The sequence below is a fragment of the Streptomyces sp. NPDC001270 genome, assembly GCF_042896695.1.
In the GTDB taxonomy this organism is placed as follows: Bacteria; Actinomycetota; Actinomycetes; order Streptomycetales; family Streptomycetaceae; genus Streptomyces.
In genome coordinates this window covers 1-16,517 of the sequence record NZ_JBIAXM010000024.1, presented here as the reverse complement: position 1 = coordinate 16,517, position 16,517 = coordinate 1, and the positions used below count along the sequence as shown (strand labels likewise).

General features: G+C 71.5%; 11 protein-coding genes. 8 read left to right on the top strand and 3 right to left on the bottom strand.

The genetic code is table 11. The annotated features are described in order from the left end of the window. Positions 1-4 precede the first annotated feature (4 nt). A complete protein-coding gene (dnaK, locus tag ACFY2B_RS32225; RefSeq protein WP_390766598.1) occupies positions 5-1,894 on the top strand; it encodes a molecular chaperone DnaK in 1,890 nt (629 codons plus the stop codon). 70 nt (positions 1,895-1,964) lie between these two features. On the opposite strand, the gene car is transcribed toward dnaK, so the two are convergent. The 3 genes from car to ACFY2B_RS32210 form a co-directional block, all read right to left on the bottom strand. Then, a complete protein-coding gene (car, locus tag ACFY2B_RS32220) occupies positions 1,965-5,393 on the bottom strand; it encodes a carboxylic acid reductase (RefSeq protein ID WP_390766691.1) in 3,429 nt (1,142 codons plus the stop codon). 360 nt (positions 5,394-5,753) lie between these two features. Further along, positions 5,754-6,566 (bottom strand): aminotransferase class IV family protein, encoded by an 813-nt coding sequence (locus ACFY2B_RS32215; protein ID WP_390766597.1) that lies wholly within the window; start codon positions 6,564-6,566, stop codon positions 5,754-5,756. Between the two features lie 111 nt (positions 6,567-6,677). Further along, on the bottom strand, positions 6,678-7,274 hold the full coding sequence (locus ACFY2B_RS32210) for a TetR/AcrR family transcriptional regulator (RefSeq protein WP_390766596.1): 597 nt from the start codon (positions 7,272-7,274) through the stop codon (positions 6,678-6,680). 266 nt (positions 7,275-7,540) lie between these two features. Between ACFY2B_RS32210 and ACFY2B_RS32205 the strand changes: the two genes are divergently transcribed. The 7 genes from ACFY2B_RS32205 to ACFY2B_RS32175 form a co-directional block, all read left to right on the top strand. Then, positions 7,541-8,923 carry an MFS transporter gene (locus ACFY2B_RS32205; RefSeq protein WP_390766690.1) on the top strand — a complete coding sequence of 461 codons (1,383 nt, stop codon included), beginning with the start codon at positions 7,541-7,543 and terminating at the stop codon, positions 8,921-8,923. Positions 8,924-9,439: 516 nt separating this feature from the next. Further along, positions 9,440-10,630, top strand: a complete 1,191-nt coding sequence (locus tag ACFY2B_RS32200) for an IS701 family transposase (RefSeq protein ID WP_390766595.1) — start codon at positions 9,440-9,442, stop codon at positions 10,628-10,630. 410 nt (positions 10,631-11,040) lie between these two features. Next, positions 11,041-12,243, top strand: coding sequence for a 3-deoxy-7-phosphoheptulonate synthase (locus tag ACFY2B_RS32195; protein WP_390766689.1), 1,203 nt, complete (start codon positions 11,041-11,043; stop codon positions 12,241-12,243). Between the two features lie 50 nt (positions 12,244-12,293). Beyond that, positions 12,294-12,971, top strand: coding sequence for an isochorismatase family protein (locus ACFY2B_RS32190; protein WP_390766594.1), 678 nt, complete (start codon positions 12,294-12,296; stop codon positions 12,969-12,971). After that, positions 12,968-14,977 carry an anthranilate synthase family protein gene (locus ACFY2B_RS32185; RefSeq protein ID WP_390766593.1) on the top strand — a complete coding sequence of 670 codons (2,010 nt, stop codon included), beginning with the start codon at positions 12,968-12,970 and terminating at the stop codon, positions 14,975-14,977. The genes ACFY2B_RS32190 and ACFY2B_RS32185 overlap by 4 nt, the downstream gene beginning before the upstream one ends. 175 nt (positions 14,978-15,152) lie before the next feature. Further along, the gene (gene aroA, locus ACFY2B_RS32180; RefSeq protein ID WP_390766688.1) at positions 15,153-16,439 is read left to right on the top strand and encodes a 3-phosphoshikimate 1-carboxyvinyltransferase; all 1,287 of its coding nucleotides are present in this window, start codon (positions 15,153-15,155) and stop codon (positions 16,437-16,439) included. Next, on the top strand, positions 16,436-16,517 hold an 82-nt coding region (locus tag ACFY2B_RS32175; RefSeq protein ID WP_225098434.1), incomplete at its 3' end, for a chorismate synthase. The genes aroA and ACFY2B_RS32175, both read left to right, overlap by 4 nt.

Genomic DNA, 16,517 nt, shown 5'->3' with positions numbered 1-16,517 from the left:
GGAGATGGCACGCGCGGTCGGGATCGATCTCGGTACGACGAACTCGGTGGTGGCCGTCCTGGAAGGCGGTGAGCCCACCGTCGTCGCCAACGCCGAGGGGGCGAGGACCACCCCGTCGGTCGTGGCCTTCGCGAAGAACGGCGAAGTGCTGGTCGGTGAGGTCGCCAAACGGCAGGCCGTGACGAACGTGGAGCGCACCGCGCGCTCCGTCAAGCGGCACATGGGCGACGCGGACTGGCGCTTCCCGGAGAGCGGCACCATCGACGGCACCCGCTACCGGGCCCAGGAACTGTCGGCGCGGGTGCTCCAGAAGCTGAAGCGGGACGCCGAGTCCTACCTCGGCGAGGACGTCACCGACGCGGTGATCACCGTACCGGCGTACTTCGACGACGCGCAGCGGCAGGCGACCAAGGAGGCCGGCGAGATCGCCGGTCTGAAGGTGCTGCGGATCATCAACGAGCCGACGGCCGCCGCCCTCGCCTACGGGCTCGACCGCGGCGAGGAGCAGACCGTCCTCGTCTTCGACCTCGGCGGCGGCACCTTCGACGTCTCCCTGCTGGAGATCGGCGACGGTGTCATCGAGGTGAAGGCCACCAACGGCGACACCCACCTCGGCGGTGACGACTGGGACCAGCGGGTCGTGGAACACCTGGTCACGAAGTTCAAGGGGGAGAACGGCATCGACCTCGGGGCCGACAAGATGGCCCGGCAGCGGCTGCGCGAGGCCGCCGAGAAGGCCAAGATCGAGCTGTCGTCCTCGTCCGAGACCGGCATCAACCTCCCCTACATCACGGCGTCCGCCGCGGGCCCGCTGCACCTGGACGAGAAGCTGACCCGCGCCCAGTTCCAGGAACTCACCGCCGATCTGCTCGACCGCTGCAAGACCCCCTTCCACCAGGCGGTCAAGGACGCCGGAGTGAAACTCTCCGCCGTCGACCACGTGATCCTGGTCGGCGGCTCCACCCGGATGCCCGCCGTCACCGACCTGGTCAAGGAACTCACCGGGAAGGAACCGCACAAGGGCGTCAACCCCGACGAGGTGGTGGCGGTCGGCGCCACCCTCCAGGCCGGGGTGATCCGCGGCGACGTCAAGGACGTGCTGCTCCTCGACGTCACCCCGCTGTCCCTGGGCATCGAGACCAAGGGCGGCATCATGACGAAGCTCATCGAGCGCAACACGACCATCCCGACCCGCCGTTCGGAGATCTTCACCACGGCCGCCGACAACCAGCCCTCCGTGGGCATCCAGGTCTACCAGGGCGAACGCGAGATCGCCGCGTACAACAAGAAGCTGGGCGTCTTCGACCTCACCGGACTGCCGCCCGCCCCGCGCGGTGTGCCGCAGATCGAGGTGGCGTTCGACATCGACGCCAACGGGATCATGCATGTCTCGGCGAAGGACCTGGCCACCGGTCGCGAGCAGAAGATGACGGTGACCGGCGGCTCCGCCCTCCCCAAGGACGACATCGACCGCATGATGCGGGAGGCCGAGCAGTACGCGGAGGAGGACCGCAGGCGCCGTGAGGCCGCCGAGACCCGCAACCAGGGCGAGCAACTCGTCTACCAGACGGAGAAGTTCCTCCGGGAGAACGAGGACCGGATTCCGGCCGGCACCAAGGCCGAGGTCGAGTCGGCTACGGCGGAACTGAAGACGCTGCTGGACCGGAACGCGACCGACGCGGCCGGCGCCGACACCGCCGCCCTGCGCACCGGGGTGGAGAAGCTGGCCTCCGTCAGCCAGCGGATGGGCCAGGCGATGTACGAGCAGGCCGGGCAGGGCAGGCAGCAGACCTCGGCCCGGACCACCGAGCACTCCGCGCCGGCGGACGAGGAGGACGTGGTCGACGCGGAGATCGTCGACGACGAACGGAACACCAAGGGCGGCGCCGCCTGAGCCGGGCCGGCGGCCCTCGCCGGGCCGCGGCGTACGCGGACGGCGAGGGCCCGGAGGGGGGGGCGCCCGGTCAGGCGGTCAGCAGGCGTCGCAGGTCCGCGGCGTACTTGCGGACGAGGGACGCGGACAGGTGCGGGATGTCGCGCAGGGCGCCGATACCGGTCTCCTGGACAGCCGCCCGGAAGCGGGCCGACGGCACGACCGAGCCGGCCACCGGCGGCTCCGGCTCCTGGAAGCCGTGCAGCAGCGGCAGCACCGAGTGCTGCCGCTGTGCCTCCGGCAGGGCCCGGAGGGCGGCCTCCAGGCGGATCAGCCAGTCACGGTGGTCCTCGATGCGTTCGACGCGGTGGCCGTCCTCGGCCAGCCAGTCCACGAACGTGTCCAGCGAGACGCCGTCGTCGTGCGGGTTCACGAGGCTGAAGGTGCGGTACCCGGCGGCGGCCGGACCCAGCGCGACGACCGCGGCGGCGGTGAAGTCGACGGGCAGTCCGTCGTAGTGGGCCCGCGGCCGTCCGCCGTCCGCGGCCCGGTAGAAGGACCGCGGGGCCAGGCCCGTGGCGAGGACGCTGAACAGCAGCCGGGTGAACATGTCCGGCACGTTGAGCTGCCCGGCGTACCGGCTGTGCGCCAGGATCATGTTGGAGCGGAACACCGTCACCGGCAGTCCGCACAGGTCGTGCGCCTCGCGCAGCAGCACCTCACCGGCCCACTTGCTCGTCGCGTACCCGCTGGCGTACCCGTCGTCGACCGGCTGGGCGGGCAGCGCGGCGCGGACGTCGGAGTCCTCGTCGAGCGGCCCGTCCGCCCGGGACGCGGACACGGCCACGCTGGAGATGTACGTGAACGGCTTGAGCCGGCCGGTCAGGGACAGCCGGATCAGTTCGGCGGTGCCGACCACGTTCGCGTCGAAGAGGTGGTTGTAGGGCAGGACGTGGTTCACCAGCGCACCCGCGTGGACGATCAGGTCCACCTGCTCGGCCAGCCGGTCCCAGGTCGCCTCGTCCAGACCGAGTCCGGGCTCGGCGATGTCGCCCGCCAGGACCTCCAGGTGCCCGGTGGCCAACTCCGCGAAGTGTCCGGTCAACCGGGCGTCGGCGGTGCCGAAGGCGTCGGTCAGACGCTGCCGGGCGGCCGTCGCGTCCTTGCCGCGGACCACGACGGTCAGCGTGCCGCCCGCGGGGGCGAGCCGCTCCAGCCACTCCAGGGCGAGGAACCGGCCCAGGTATCCGCTCGCACCCGTCAGCAGGACATGGCGCGGTTCGCCCTCGGTGCGCGGCAGCGACCGGGCGCCGTCCAGGGTGCGGGTGTCGAGGAACCGGTCCAGGGTGAGGTCCTTGGCGTACACCTCGGTGACGTCCGCGCCGTGCACCGACGTGAACGCGGGCCGGGTCGTGGCGGTCGCCCGCTTGGCCTCGACGTACGCGGCGAGCTGCCGCAGGTCGTGCGCCGGGCTGATGATGACGTCGACGGGCACCCGGATGCCGAAGGTGTCGTGCAGCAGGTCGGACAGCGACACCGCCGAGAGGGAGTCGCCGCCGAGGTCCCGGAAGTGCGCGGCGGGGCTCACCTCGGCGGTGGCACCGGCGAGCAGCGCCCGTGCCGCCCGCTGGACCGTCTCAAGGACCGGCCGGCCGGCGCCCGTACGGCGCAGGTCGTGCAGTTCCTGGCTCTCCCGCTCGGCGAGGTCGGCGTACAGCTGCTCCAGCCGTTCGCCGTACCGCTCCACGAGCTTGGGCCACAGCAGTTTGCGGTGGTCCGAGAGCAGCCCGTTGGCCTGGCTGAACGGTTCGGTCTCCAGGAGCAGGCCACGCGGAATCTCGTACGAGTTGAGGCCCCGGTCCTTCGCGATCTGCTGAAACGATTCGCTGAGCAGTTGTTCGAGACGGCCGCTCTCCTCCCCGTACCGGGCCAGGGCGTCCGGGGTGGGCACGACGACGGCGAGCAGGTACGAGCGCTCGCTGTTGCCGTGGACGAAGATCTGCCGCACCAGTGGCGCGGCCGCGAAGAACGCCTCCAGCCGGGAGGTCGCCACGAACTCGCCCTGGGACAGCTTGAGGACGCTCTTGCGGCGGTCCACGACGGCGATCCGGTCCGGCGCCGTCTCCGCCACGATGTCCCCGGTCCGGTAGTAGCCGTCCGCGTCGAACAGGTCCGCCGTGAGTTCGGGCTGCCGGTAGTAGCCGGGGATGACCGCGTCGGTCCTGAGCAGCAGCTCACCGCGCGGGTGCGGGGTGTCGGTGCGGAAGTAGCCCAGTTCGGGCACGTCGGCCAGCTTGTAGTCGGTCACCGGCGGGCGCAGCAGTTCGCCGTCGACGGAGATGCCCGCCGCCTCCGTGGACCCGTAGACGATGTGCAGCGGTATGCCGAGCAGGGCCTCGATGAACTCGGTCAGTTCGGCGGACAGCGGCGCGGAGCTGTTGCTGGCCCAGGTGACGCGTCCGCCGAGGACGTCGTCGCGCAGGTGGGCGCGCGCCTCGGCCGCGGCCGTCCTGGGGTCGGCGCCCGCGTCCGTGCGCCGGTTCAGCTCGCTCCGGTAGCGCTGGTGGAGCATCTCGCACACGCGGGGCACGAGGGACAGTTCGGTGGGGCGTATGAGGGCGATGTCCTCGAAGAACGTCGACAGGTCGCTGGTGGCGGTGAAGCAGGTGACACCGCCGCGCACCAGCGCGTTCTTCAGTGAGGAGTGGCCGGCGACATGGCTCATCGGCATGTAGTTGACGGTGACGACCTCGGTGCCGGCGAACAGTTTCGACCAGGCACCGCCCCACATCGCCCTGGCCAGCCGCTCGGTGTACATGGCGCCCTTCGGGGTGCCGGTGCTCCCCGAGGTGTAGATGAGCATCGCGAGGGGGTCCTCGTCGTCGCCGGGCGCGTACAGCGGCGCGTGCGGCAGCTTTGCGCCGAGGGCGAGGACGTCCGACAGGGCGACCACGTCCACGTCCCGGCCCGCCTCGGCGAGGAGTGCGGCGGCGGCGGAGATCCGGTCCGCCTGGTCCTCGGCGCCCGGGTGGTGGTCGAAGACGACCAGGCGCTGCACCGACGTCGTGCGCCGGGCCAGTTCGGCCGCCGCGTCCAGCCGCTCGACGCTCGCGGCGAGAAGGAACGGCTCGGTCTCCGCCACGATGGACGCCAACTGCTCGACCGGGGCGCTGGTCTGCAACGGCACGCTGACCGCGCCGAGATGGACGCAGGCCAGGTCCAGGGTCGCGTAGTCCCGGCTGGTGAAGCCGAGCAGGGCCACCCGGTCGCCCGCGCTCAGCGGCCGCTCGGGATGGCGGTGCCATTCGCTCGCCACCGCGCGGATGCGGTCCCACAGTTCGCGGTAGCTGGTCGTTTCGTAGCGTGGCAGCAGCCGGACCGACACCCGTCCGGTCCGGGCGTCCCGCACGAACTCCTTCGCGCGTTCAGCGACGGCGGGCCGGTCCGCATGGCGCTCAAAGACGTCTTCCATTACTTGCGCAAGTCGCAATGTTGTCTCCGCGTCGCATAGTTGGCGGATCAGTGTCGTGGGGGGAAAGGAAAGATGCGCATCGGCAGAGCGGTTCGTCCTCGGGGATCCGCGAGAAAAAGCGCCGGTCAGGGATCCCCGCCCAGATGCTAAGCAGACCGGATCGGACGCGCGGACAAAAACACCACGGATCCGTCAGGTCGGGTGCGGCGGCGTGCTATTCCCGGCCACGGAATACCGGAAGAGAAGAAGGGCCCCGCGCGGGTATTCCGGCGCGGGGCCCGAGGCCGTTCCGTACGGTGTTCGTACGGCGTCGCTCACCCGGCGGTGCTCGGGTGATGTGCCGTTCATACGGCGGTGCTCATGCCCGGTGTCCGTACGGCGGTTCGCGGTGATCGTCCTGCGCGGTGCTCACACGGTGCCGAGGGGTTCGGCCTCGTAGGCGCGGTGCAGGAGGTCAAGGAAGGCGGGGGCCTCCGGTAGCGGTACCTGGCCGATCCGGTGCACCGCGACGCCCGGGGTCCAGGAGTTCAGTACGGCGCAGCCGGCCAGTGAGGGCAGGTCGGCGAGGGTGATGTCCGCCTCGCGCTGCGGGACGTCCAGGCGGTCCAGCTGCCTGCGGACGATGCCCATGGTGACTCCGTGCAGCATCTCGGCGGAGGGCCAGACCACACCGGAACCGTCCCAGAACGCGAGGTTCCAGATGGACGCCTCGCTGAGCCGGCCCCGGTGGTCGAGGAAGGCGGCGTCGTCGAAGCCCTGGGCCACTGCCTGGCGCAGGAAGAACGTCTTGGCCGGTTCGCCGACGTGTTTCACCGACGGCAGGAACCGTTCGTGGCGCACTGCCGAGAGCGCCAGCGGCCCCTTGGGGCCGTGCGCGGGTGGCGCGGTGCGGATCAGCACGTCAGGGAAGGTGCCGGGGTCGGTGGGGGTGAACTCGCCGGCCGGGTTGTGGAGCGTGACCGTCAGGGAGAGGTCGGCGGGTGCGTCCCGCAGCGCGTCCCGCAGTTGGGACCGTACCCGGTCGTCGGGCGTGGCGCGGCCGAAAAGCTCCAGCGAGCCGTGCCGCAGCCGCGCCAGGTGCAGGTCGAGGCCGCGGACCCGGCCCCCGCGCACCTGCATCGCCGTGAAGTGGGCGTACCCCATGAAGGCGAGCGGAACCAGGGTTTGTGCGGTGGGTGTCTCGCCGTTGTGCCGGACCAGGAATTCCTGAGGAAGTGCCATACCGGGACAACGACGGGATTTCCGGGCGGACACTCTCCGCGGCGGCCCGCCGAAACCCTAGGCTCCGGACTCCGTCGAACGCTCTGGCCCCGGACCTCGCCGGGGCCGGGGCTAGGCGTTCGCGGCCTGCTGTGCGAAGCCGTCGAGCAGTACCTCCAGGCCCACCGCGAAGTCGTCCTCGGTGGGTCTGATCGGTGACTGGCCGGGTTCGTCGTCGCCGGGCAGGAGCTGCTGCGCCACGCGCTGGATGGAGGCGCCCTGCACATACGACCAGACGGTGAGGGTGAGCGTGCGGGCCAGCTCGGGGTCGTCGGTCAGGTCGGCGAGCGCGTCCGTCATCCAGTCGAGGCACGTGGTGTCGGAGAAGTGGCGGGCGGACGCCTGGGTGACGAGGGTCCAGGGATGCTTGCGGTAGACCTCCCGGTCGAGTTCGACCGCGAGCCGTACGGCGTCGCGCCAGTGCGGTGGTGGTGGGGACGGATAGGGGTGCTCCTCACAGACCGAGCGGGTGATCGCCGTGAGCAGCTCGTCCTTGTTCGCGATGTGCCGGTACAGGGACATGACCCCGGAGTCGAGGTCGTGGGCTAGGCGCCGCATGGAGAGTGCGGCGATGCCCTCCGCGTCGGCGATGCGGATCGCGGCGCTGATGATGGCGCGTCGGGTGAGCCCGAGTGAACTCGCCTGCCCGCCTTGCGTCTTGATGGCCATGCTGTAGTCTAACCAGCGACATGGGTACGCCGTACGCACAATCACGCGTACGGCGTACGCCAGGCGTTTCGCGTACGCCATACGCGTGATATTCGCGTACACCGTATGCATGGTGTGCCGACGAACGTGTCCGACTTTGCGTGAACAACTTCGCACCTTCCCTTGAAAGGTTGCCCGTGACTTCCCTGGATTTAGTCGCGGAGCGTGCCGACCGGCGTGCCTGGCTGGGCCTCCTGATCGTGCTCGGTCCGGTCGCCCTCGTCGCGATGGACGGCTCCGTGCTCTACCTCGCGATGCCGAGCATCACCTCCGCGATCACCCCCACCACCGACCAGGCCCTGTGGATCCTCGACATCTACGGCTTCGTGGTCTCGTCGCTGCTCATCGCGTTCGGCAACCTCGGTGACCGCTACGGCCGGCTCAAGTTCCTGCTCGTGGGGGCGCTCGTCTTCGGAGCCGGCTCGGTCGGCGCGGCGTTCTCCCCGAACCCCGAGGTGCTCATCGTCTGCCGGGCCCTCATGGGACTCGGCGGCGCGACGCTGCTGCCCTCGGGCCTGGCGATCATCAGCAACATCTTCCGCAACCCGAAGCAGCGGGCCCAGGCCATCGGCATCTTCGCGGCGACCTTCGCCGCCGGGTTCGCGGTCGGTCCCATCGTCGGTGGTCTGCTGCTCAACCGCTTCGCCTGGGGATCCGTCTTCCTGATCAACATCCCGGTCGTCGTCCTGTTCCTCGCCTTCGCGCCCGTGCTGCTGAAGGAGGTGCGCGAGGCGAGCCCGGGACGGGTGGACGCGCTGAGCGTGCTGCTGTCCGCCGTCGGCATCCTGCTGACCGTGTACTCCGTCAAGTCGGCCGCCGCGTCGGGCTTCTCCACGTCCCAACTGCTCATCGGCGCCGTCGGCCTGGTGATCGTGGTGCTGTTCGTGCGCAGGCAGTTCACCCTGGAGTACCCCCTGCTCGACCTGAGGCTGTTCCGCGACCGGGTCTTCACCGTCGCGATCCTCACCGGTCTGCTCTCGCTGGTCGCCTGGGCCGCGGCCGGCTACCTCAGCGGCGTCTACCTCCAGTCGGTTCTCGGCCACAGCGTGCTCGCCTCGGCCCTGCTGGCCGTGCCCGGCGCAGTCGTCCTCACCGTGACCTGCGTCGGCACCAGCGCGATCGTCGACCGCGTCGGCAAGCGCGCGGCCCTCATCGCTTCGCACTTCGCCATGGGCGTCGGCCTGTTGCTGATGCTGTTCGCCGGGGTCGGCGGCGGGGTTGCGGCGTTCATCGCCTCCACGATGATCGCGGGCATCGGCTACGGCCTGTCCTTCAGCCTCGTCGCGGAGACCGCCGTCGCGGCCGTGCCCGCCGAGCGGGCCGGATCGGCGGCGTCCATCGCCGAGATGAGCAACGAACTCGGCAATGCCCTCGGCATCTCGCTGCTCGGCTCCCTGGCGGCCGTGTGTTTCCGGCTCCTCGGGCCGGACCTCGCCGGCACCCTGGGCGAGACGCTGGAGGCGCCGGGCATCACCGCGGCCGCGGCCCGGGAGGCCAAGGACGCCTTCGTCTCCGGCATGCACGTGGCGATCGCGGTGGCGAGCGTCCTGTCGCTGGGGCTCGGCTGTCTGGCGGTGCGCTGGGTGCCGCGGCAGGCGGCGGCCGAGTAGCCCGCACGGCCGGTCCGGCGGCCTGGCGTTCCCGCGGCGCTCGCCGGGCCCGGCCGGACCGGCCGCTGCCGTCGGGTCAGGCCGCCCGCCGCGTCGGTGGCTTGATCCAAGTCCGGAAACGGGTGCGCTTGACCCCGACTTGACACTCTCGTTCCGTATGGTGGCCGTCACCTTCTGTGGTCGTTACAGTCTGGAGGGCCGTCATGGGGGTGACGTCACGGCAGTTCCTGGAGGAGGGGATGGTGTCGCAGGTCACGCATGCGACGCCGGGGCCGCGTCGCGGCCGCCGGCAGGCGTGTCCGGTACGGGGGGACCTGTCGGCGCGGAGACGATGTCGTCGCACGCGTGGATCGGGTGCCGCCCGCGAACGCCGCCCGCCGGGCCAGCCCGCGGAGCCGGTTCCCGAGTCCTTCCGAGTCACGTCCGTCCGAGGCGGCCGGGGCGAACCGGTCCCGGCCGCCGGCGGCACGCCGAAGCCTGCCCACCCTTCGCAGCCAGGCGGCAACAAGGAGACCCGTGACCTACGTAGACCTGCTTCCCGCGACCACGGGGCATGGAACGATCCCCGTACCTCCGGCACACGCACACGACGTGACCTTCGCCGAACTCTGCTCCCGGCTCTTCGCCTCACTGCCCCGAAGTGACCAGTACCGGAAGGGCATCTACTATTTACGTGGCCTTCTGGAGGCCGAGGGGCGGAAATCCATACGCGCCATCGCGGCACTGTTCGAAGACCACGTCTCGGAACAGAACCTGCACCATTTCATTTCCTCCTCCACCTGGGACTGGGTGCCCATGCGGCAGGCACTGGCCGGTCATTTACTGGCCATGGCGCAGCCGCAGGCATGGGTCGCCCAACCCATGATCATCCCGAAGTCCGGACGTCATTCCGTGGGCGTGGACCGGCATTTCTTCCCGGACCTCGGGCAAGTGCTCAATGCCCAGCGGGCGATCGGCGTATGGGCCGCCTCGGACGAACTGACCGCACCGCTCAACTGGCGCCTGCACCTGCCGAAGACCTGGCTCAAGGACAGTCACCGGCGCACCCAGGTCGCGATACCCGACGGCATGAGACCCGAGACCCTGACCGAATGCCTGGTCGGGGCCTGTGCCGAGACCGTGCTGGGCTGGGGGCTGCCGACGCGGCCCCTGGTCGTTGACACCTGCGAAGGCCACACGGCGACGATCTTCCAGGAGTTCGCCGCCTCCGGCGTGCCCCTTCTGGTGCGCGCCGCCCGCGACCTGTGCCTGACCGTGACCGATCCGCTGCTGCCCGCGAGCGGCGGCAGAGTGCTGCCGGCGGCTCAGATCATGGACCTCGCCCGGGATCTGCGGCGCCCCGCCAGCTGGACCGACTCCCGTCTCGACCTCGCACGCCACACCCACCTGGCGGCCACGGTACGGGTCGCCCTGCCCGTCTCGGCCCCGGGGCAGACCGGCTGCGGCGACCTGGCCCTGCTCGGCGTGCAGGACAAGCGCCGGCGCGGCCGGACCCGGCTGTGGCTGACCAACATGACCCATGCGCAACCAGGTGTGCTGGTACGCCTGAGCAAACTCACCGAGAAGGTCGACCGGGACGTCACGGAGATCTCCGACGGCGTGGGCATCCGTGACTTCACCGGACGGTCCTTCGGCGGATGGCACCGGCACGTCACCCTCGCCTCGGCCGCGCACACCGTCGTCGCGCTCTCCGGCCGGCCCCGCTGACATTCCCCGTTTCCCTGTCTCCGGCCCTTTCTCCGGATTTTCATTCGCGTACACATCATGAAGGCAGGCGGTCCGTGTACCGCCTGCCTTCTTTGATTTCAGCGCGTCACCACCCACGGCAAACGCAACGGTTGGGGGGAACAGGGCATCCGACACCCGTGCGAAACGCGGGACTTGACGGACTTCCGGGCACCTGACACATCACAGCGGAAATCATTGGCAGCCCATTCCGCGCTGTACATGCTCGGTGGTGCCGACGGGACACGTCGGCCTTGGACGGGGGGTTCGAGTCCGGCGCTGTGGCCGATTGCTTGTTCTTCTTTCATTTCCCTGCCAGCTGCCATTGATGCCGTATGAACGGAAAGTGGCGGAAAGGTTTTTCCAAACGGCCATCCATGATCGGAGAAACAGTGGACGACGTGCTGCTCGACATCAGCTACGAGACGGCTCTCCAGCAGCCGCCCTGGGCGGACACCACCCGCCTCAGACAGGTCCGTGAGGAACTGGCGGGACTTCCCCCGCTGGTGGCCGCCGAGGACGTCGACACCCTGCACGGCCTGCTCGCCCGGGTCGCGGCCGGTGAGGCCCAGGTGATGCAGGCGGGCGACTGCGCCGAGGACACCGCGGAGAGCACCGCCGACCACGTCGCGCGCAAGGCGGGACTGCTCAACATGCTGGCCGGCGCACTGGAGATGGAGAGCGGCAGACCGGTGGTGCGCGTCGGCCGGATCGCCGGCCAGTACGCCAAACCCCGTTCGCAGCCCTTCGAGACCGTCGGCGGCCTCGAACTCCCCTCCTACCGCGGCCACATGGTCAACAGCCCGCTGCCCGACCCGGTCCTGCGCGTCCCCGACCCGGACCGCATCCTCACCGGCTACCGGGCGGCGGCCGCCGTCATGGGCCACCTCGACCGGCACGGCCCGCGGGGCACCGCCCCGATCGGCGCCCCCGTCTGGACCAGCCACGAGGCCCTGCTGCTGGACTACGAAATCCCCCTGGTCCGCCGGGACACGGCCGGCCGGCCGCTGCTCACCTCCACCCACTGGCCCTGGATCGGCGAGCGGACCCGGCAGGTCGACGGCGCCCACGTGACCCTGCTCGCCCAGGTGGCCAACCCCGTCGCCTGCAAGGTCGGCCCCACGATGACGGCCGACGAACTCCTCGCCCTGTGCGAGCGCCTGGACCCCGCGCGCACCCCCGGCCGGCTCACCCTGATCGCCCGGATGGGCGCCGACGCGGTGGCCGCGCGGCTGCCGGGGCTCGTCGAGGCCGTACGCGCCGCCGGGCACCCGGTGATCTGGCTGAGCGACCCCATGCACGGCAACACCGTCACCGCTCCCGGCGGGCTGAAGACCCGCCTCGTCCGCACGGTCACGCAGGAGATCGAACGGTTCCAGACCGCGGTCGTGACCGCCGGCGGCACACCCGGCGGCCTGCACCTGGAGACCACCCCCGACGACGTCAGCGAGTGCGTCACCGACGAGTCCGCCCTCGACACCGTCGGCTCCGACTACACCAGTTTCTGCGACCCGCGGCTCAACCCCGCCCAGGCCCTGGCCGCGGTCGGCGCCTGGTGGGTGAGCCGTCAGGCGGCGCCCGCGGTCGCCGCCTGACCGCGGCGCACACCTCCGGCACCGACCAGGAACCCCAGGAAAGGAATGACATGGCGGGCATACCCCCCATCGAGCCCTACCCGCTGCCGCGGGCCCAGGACCTGCCGCCCAACACCGCGCGCTGGACCGTGGACCCCGACCGGGCGGCCCTGCTCGTCCACGACATGCAGCGCTACTTCCTGCGACCGTTCCCGGACGCCGTCCGCGGCCCGCTCGTGCTCAACGCCACCCGGTTGCGCGGCCTGGCCGCCGAGCTGGGCATACCGGTCGGCTACACGGCCCAGCCCGGCGGCATGACGGAATCGGAACGCGGCCTGCTGAAGGACTTCTGGGGGCCGGGCATGCGCGTCGACCCCGCCGACCGCGAGGTGGTCGAACCGCTCACCCCCGCCCCGCGGGACGCGGTGTTCACCAAGTGGCGCTACAGCGCCTTCTTCCGCTCCGGACTGCTGGGCTGGCTGCGCGGGCACGGCCGCGACCAGCTCCTCCTGTGCGGTGTGTACGCGCACGTCGGCGTACTGATGACCGCCGTCGACGCGTTCACCCACGACATCCAGCCGTTCCTGGTGGCCGACGCCGTCGGCGACTTCTCCGCCGACCGCCACCGCCTCGCCGTCGAGTACGCGGCCCAGCGCTGCGCCGTGGTCACCACCACCGACACCGTCGTCGCCGCCCTGGAGGCGGCCACCACGGTCCGCCTCGCCGACGCCCCCGAGGTGACCGCATGACGGCGGACCGGACGGCAGCCCGGCCCACCGTCCCGGCGGCCGGACTGCTCGACCGGATCCTGGCCCCCCGGCCCCCCGCCTACGCTCTGCTGCACCGGCCGGAGGCCACCGGCCCGGCCACGCTGGACGTGCTCGTCGGCGACATCTCGGCCCCCGCGACCCTCGCCGACCTCCCCGATCCGGCACACCTGCCCCTCCCCGGCACCGCACACCACGAGGTCCTGGCGCTCATCCCGTACCGGCAGATCGCCGAACGCGGCTTCGCCTGCGTGGACGACCGCGCACCGCTCCTCGCGATGACCGTGACCGGCCAGGGGCGACTGCCGGTCGCCGAGGCGCTGCACCGGCTGCCGGCCACGCCGATCGCGCTGACCGGCGAGCACTTCGACATCACGGACGACGCCTACGCCGGGATCGTCCGCAAGGTCATCGCCGACGAGATCGGCGAGGGGGAGGGCGCCAACTTCGTCATCAAGCGCTCCTTCGTCGCGGACATCACCGACTACACCCACCACAGCGCGCTGTCGTTCTTCCGGCGGCTGCTGCTCGGGGAGTCGGGCGCCTACTGGACCTTCGTCGTCCACACCGGGGAACGCACCTTCGTGGGCGCCACCCCCGAACGGCACATCAGCCTCACCGGCGGCACCGCCGTCATGAACCCCATCAGCGGCACCTACCGCTATCCGGCCACCGGCCCGACCCTCTCCGGCGTCCTGGACTTCCTCGCCGACCGCAAGGAGGCCGACGAGCTGTACATGGTCGTCGACGAAGAGCTGAAGATGATGGCCAGGATCTGCCGGGCCGGCGGACGCGTGGCGGGCCCGCAGCTCAAGGAGATGGCACGGCTCGCGCACACCGAGTACTTCATCGAGGGCCACAGCGAACTCGACCCGCGCCTGATCCTGCGCGAGGGGATGTTCGCCCCGACCGTCACCGGCAGCCCACTGGAGAGCGCCTGCCGGGTTATCAGCCGGTACGAGCCGCACGGCCGCGGCTACTACAGCGGCGTGCTGGCCCTCATCGGCCGGGACACCAACGGCGCACCCGCGCTCGACTCGTCCATCGTCATCCGCACCGCCGACATCGACGCGGCGGGCCGGGTGCGGATCGGCGTCGGCGCCACCCTCGTACGCCACTCCGACGCCGCCTCGGAGGTCGCCGAGACCCGGGCGAAGGCGGCCGGCCTGCTCGCCGCCCTCCGGGCGGACGCGGGACCCGCCCGCCCGGACCCCCCGGCCGCGGGCGGCGAACCCGGCCAGGACCCGCGGGCCACGCGCGCCCGGACCCCGGACCCGGCCGTGCCGGTCCGGTTCGCGGCCCACCCGGAGGTCCGGTCGGTCCTGGAGCGGCGCAACGCCACGCTCGCCGGTTTCTGGCTGGCCAAGGACACCGCCCGCCGGTGTGCCGTACCGGACCTCAGTGGCCGCAGCACCCTGGTGGTGGACGCCGAGGACACCTTCACCTGGATGCTCGACCACCAACTGCGCTCGCTGGGACTCATGGTGACGGTCCGCCGCTTCGACGAGCCGTACGACTTCGACGGGCACGACCTCGTCATCATGGGCCCCGGTCCCGGCGACCCCCGGCAGACCGACGACCCGAAGATCGCGCACCTGCGCGGCGCCGTCGACACCCTGCTGCGTGAACGCCGCCCGTTCCTCGCCGTCTGCCTCAGCCACCAGGTGCTTAGTACCCGGCTGGGCTTCCCCCTGGTCCGCCGGGAGGTCCCCAACCAGGGCGTGCAGCGGGAGATCGACTTCTTCGGGAGCCGGGAACGCGTCGGCTTCTACAACACGTTCGCGGCCCACAGCGCCGAGGACGAGGCACGGTGCGACGGCGTCGGCCCGGTACGGGTGAGCCGCGACCCCGGCACCGGCGAGGTGCACGCACTGCGGGGCCCGCACTTCGCCTCGATGCAGTTCCACGCCGAATCACTGCTCACCGAGGACGGCGTACGCCTCGTCGCCGCGCTGTCGAGCGAGGTGCTGTCCGCGCGGACGACCTGAGACCCGGCCGGGCGGGGGGCGGCCGAGCGCGCCCCGCCCGGCCGCTCCACCGCTTCCCGCACCCCCGCCTGCCGAAGGACCCCCGATGAGCACCGACCTGCCCGCACCAGCCACCGTCACCACACCGCTCGCTTCAGCCACCGCCACCGCACCGCCCGCACCGGGGAGCGCCGTCCTGACCGCCCGCATTCCCGGCTCGAAAAGCATCACCAACCGGGCCCTGCTGCTGGCCGCCGCGGCATCCGGCACGACACGGCTGCACGCCCCGCTGGTCAGCGACGACACCCTCGCGTTCCGCACCGCCCTGACCGACCTCGGCGTCCCGGTGCGCAGCACTCCGCGCGACGAGTGCTGGGAGATCGACGGCCTGGCCGGTGCCCCCGGCCGGGCCGCCGCGCCCACACGGATCTGGTGCGCCGACGCGGGCACGGCCGCCCGCTTCCTGCCACCCTTCGTGGCCACGGGCCGGGGCACCTACGTCTTCGACGGCACGGACCAGCTCCGCGCCCGCCCGCTGCGCCCCCTGCTGGACGCCCTCACCCGCCTCGGCGCCACCGTGCGCACCCCCGCGGACGGCACCCTGCCGCTGGAGGTGGACGCCCGCGGACTCGACGGCGGCGAGATCGCCCTGGACAGCTCCCTGAGCAGCCAGTACCTCAGCGGCCTGCTGATGGCGGCCCCGGGCCTGCGGACACCGCTGGTGCTGCGCCCGCGCCGGCTGGTCAGCCGTCCCTACGCGGACATGACCCGCGCCCTCATGGCGCGGTTCGGCGCCCGGGTCACCGACGGCCCGGACGGCACGATGGTGGTGCATCCGGGCGGGTACACGGCCGCGGACCTCGTGATCGAACCGGACGCCTCGACCGCCTCGTACTTCTTCGCCGCGGCCGCCGTCACGGGCCGCACGGTGACCGTGCCCGGCCTCGGCGCCGGCAGCGTCCAGGGCGATCTGCGGTTCGTGGAGGCGCTGCGTCTGCTCGGCGCCCGGGTGGAGGTGGCCGAGGACGCCACCACGGTCACCGGCACGGGCCGGCTGCGCGGCGGCCTCACCCTGGACATGGGTGACATCTCCGACACCTTCATGACCCTCGCCGCCATCGCGCCGCTGGCCGACGCACCGGTCACCGTCCGCGGTATCGCGCACGCGCGGCTGAAGGAGTCCGACCGGGTCGCCGCCGTCGCGGAGAACCTGCGCGCGTGCGGCATCGACACCGCCGAGGGGCCGGACTGGATCACCGTTCGTCCCGGGGTGCCGCGCCGTGCCCATGTCGTCTGCCGGCGCGACCACCGGATCGCCATGTCGTTCTCGGTCCTCGGGCTCGCGGTGCCGGGGACGGTCTCGCTGGACGACCCGGCCTGTGTCGCGAAGACCTTCCCGGGGTTCCACGAGGAGCTGCGGCGGCTGTTTCCCGGCCACCGGCGCCCGCTGAACCCCGTCGGACCGGCAGAGGAGCACCGTTGAGCAGGCTGCGTTGGCTTACCGCGGGGGAGTCCCACGGTCCCGCACTCGTCGCGACGCTGGAGGGGCTTCCCGCCGGTG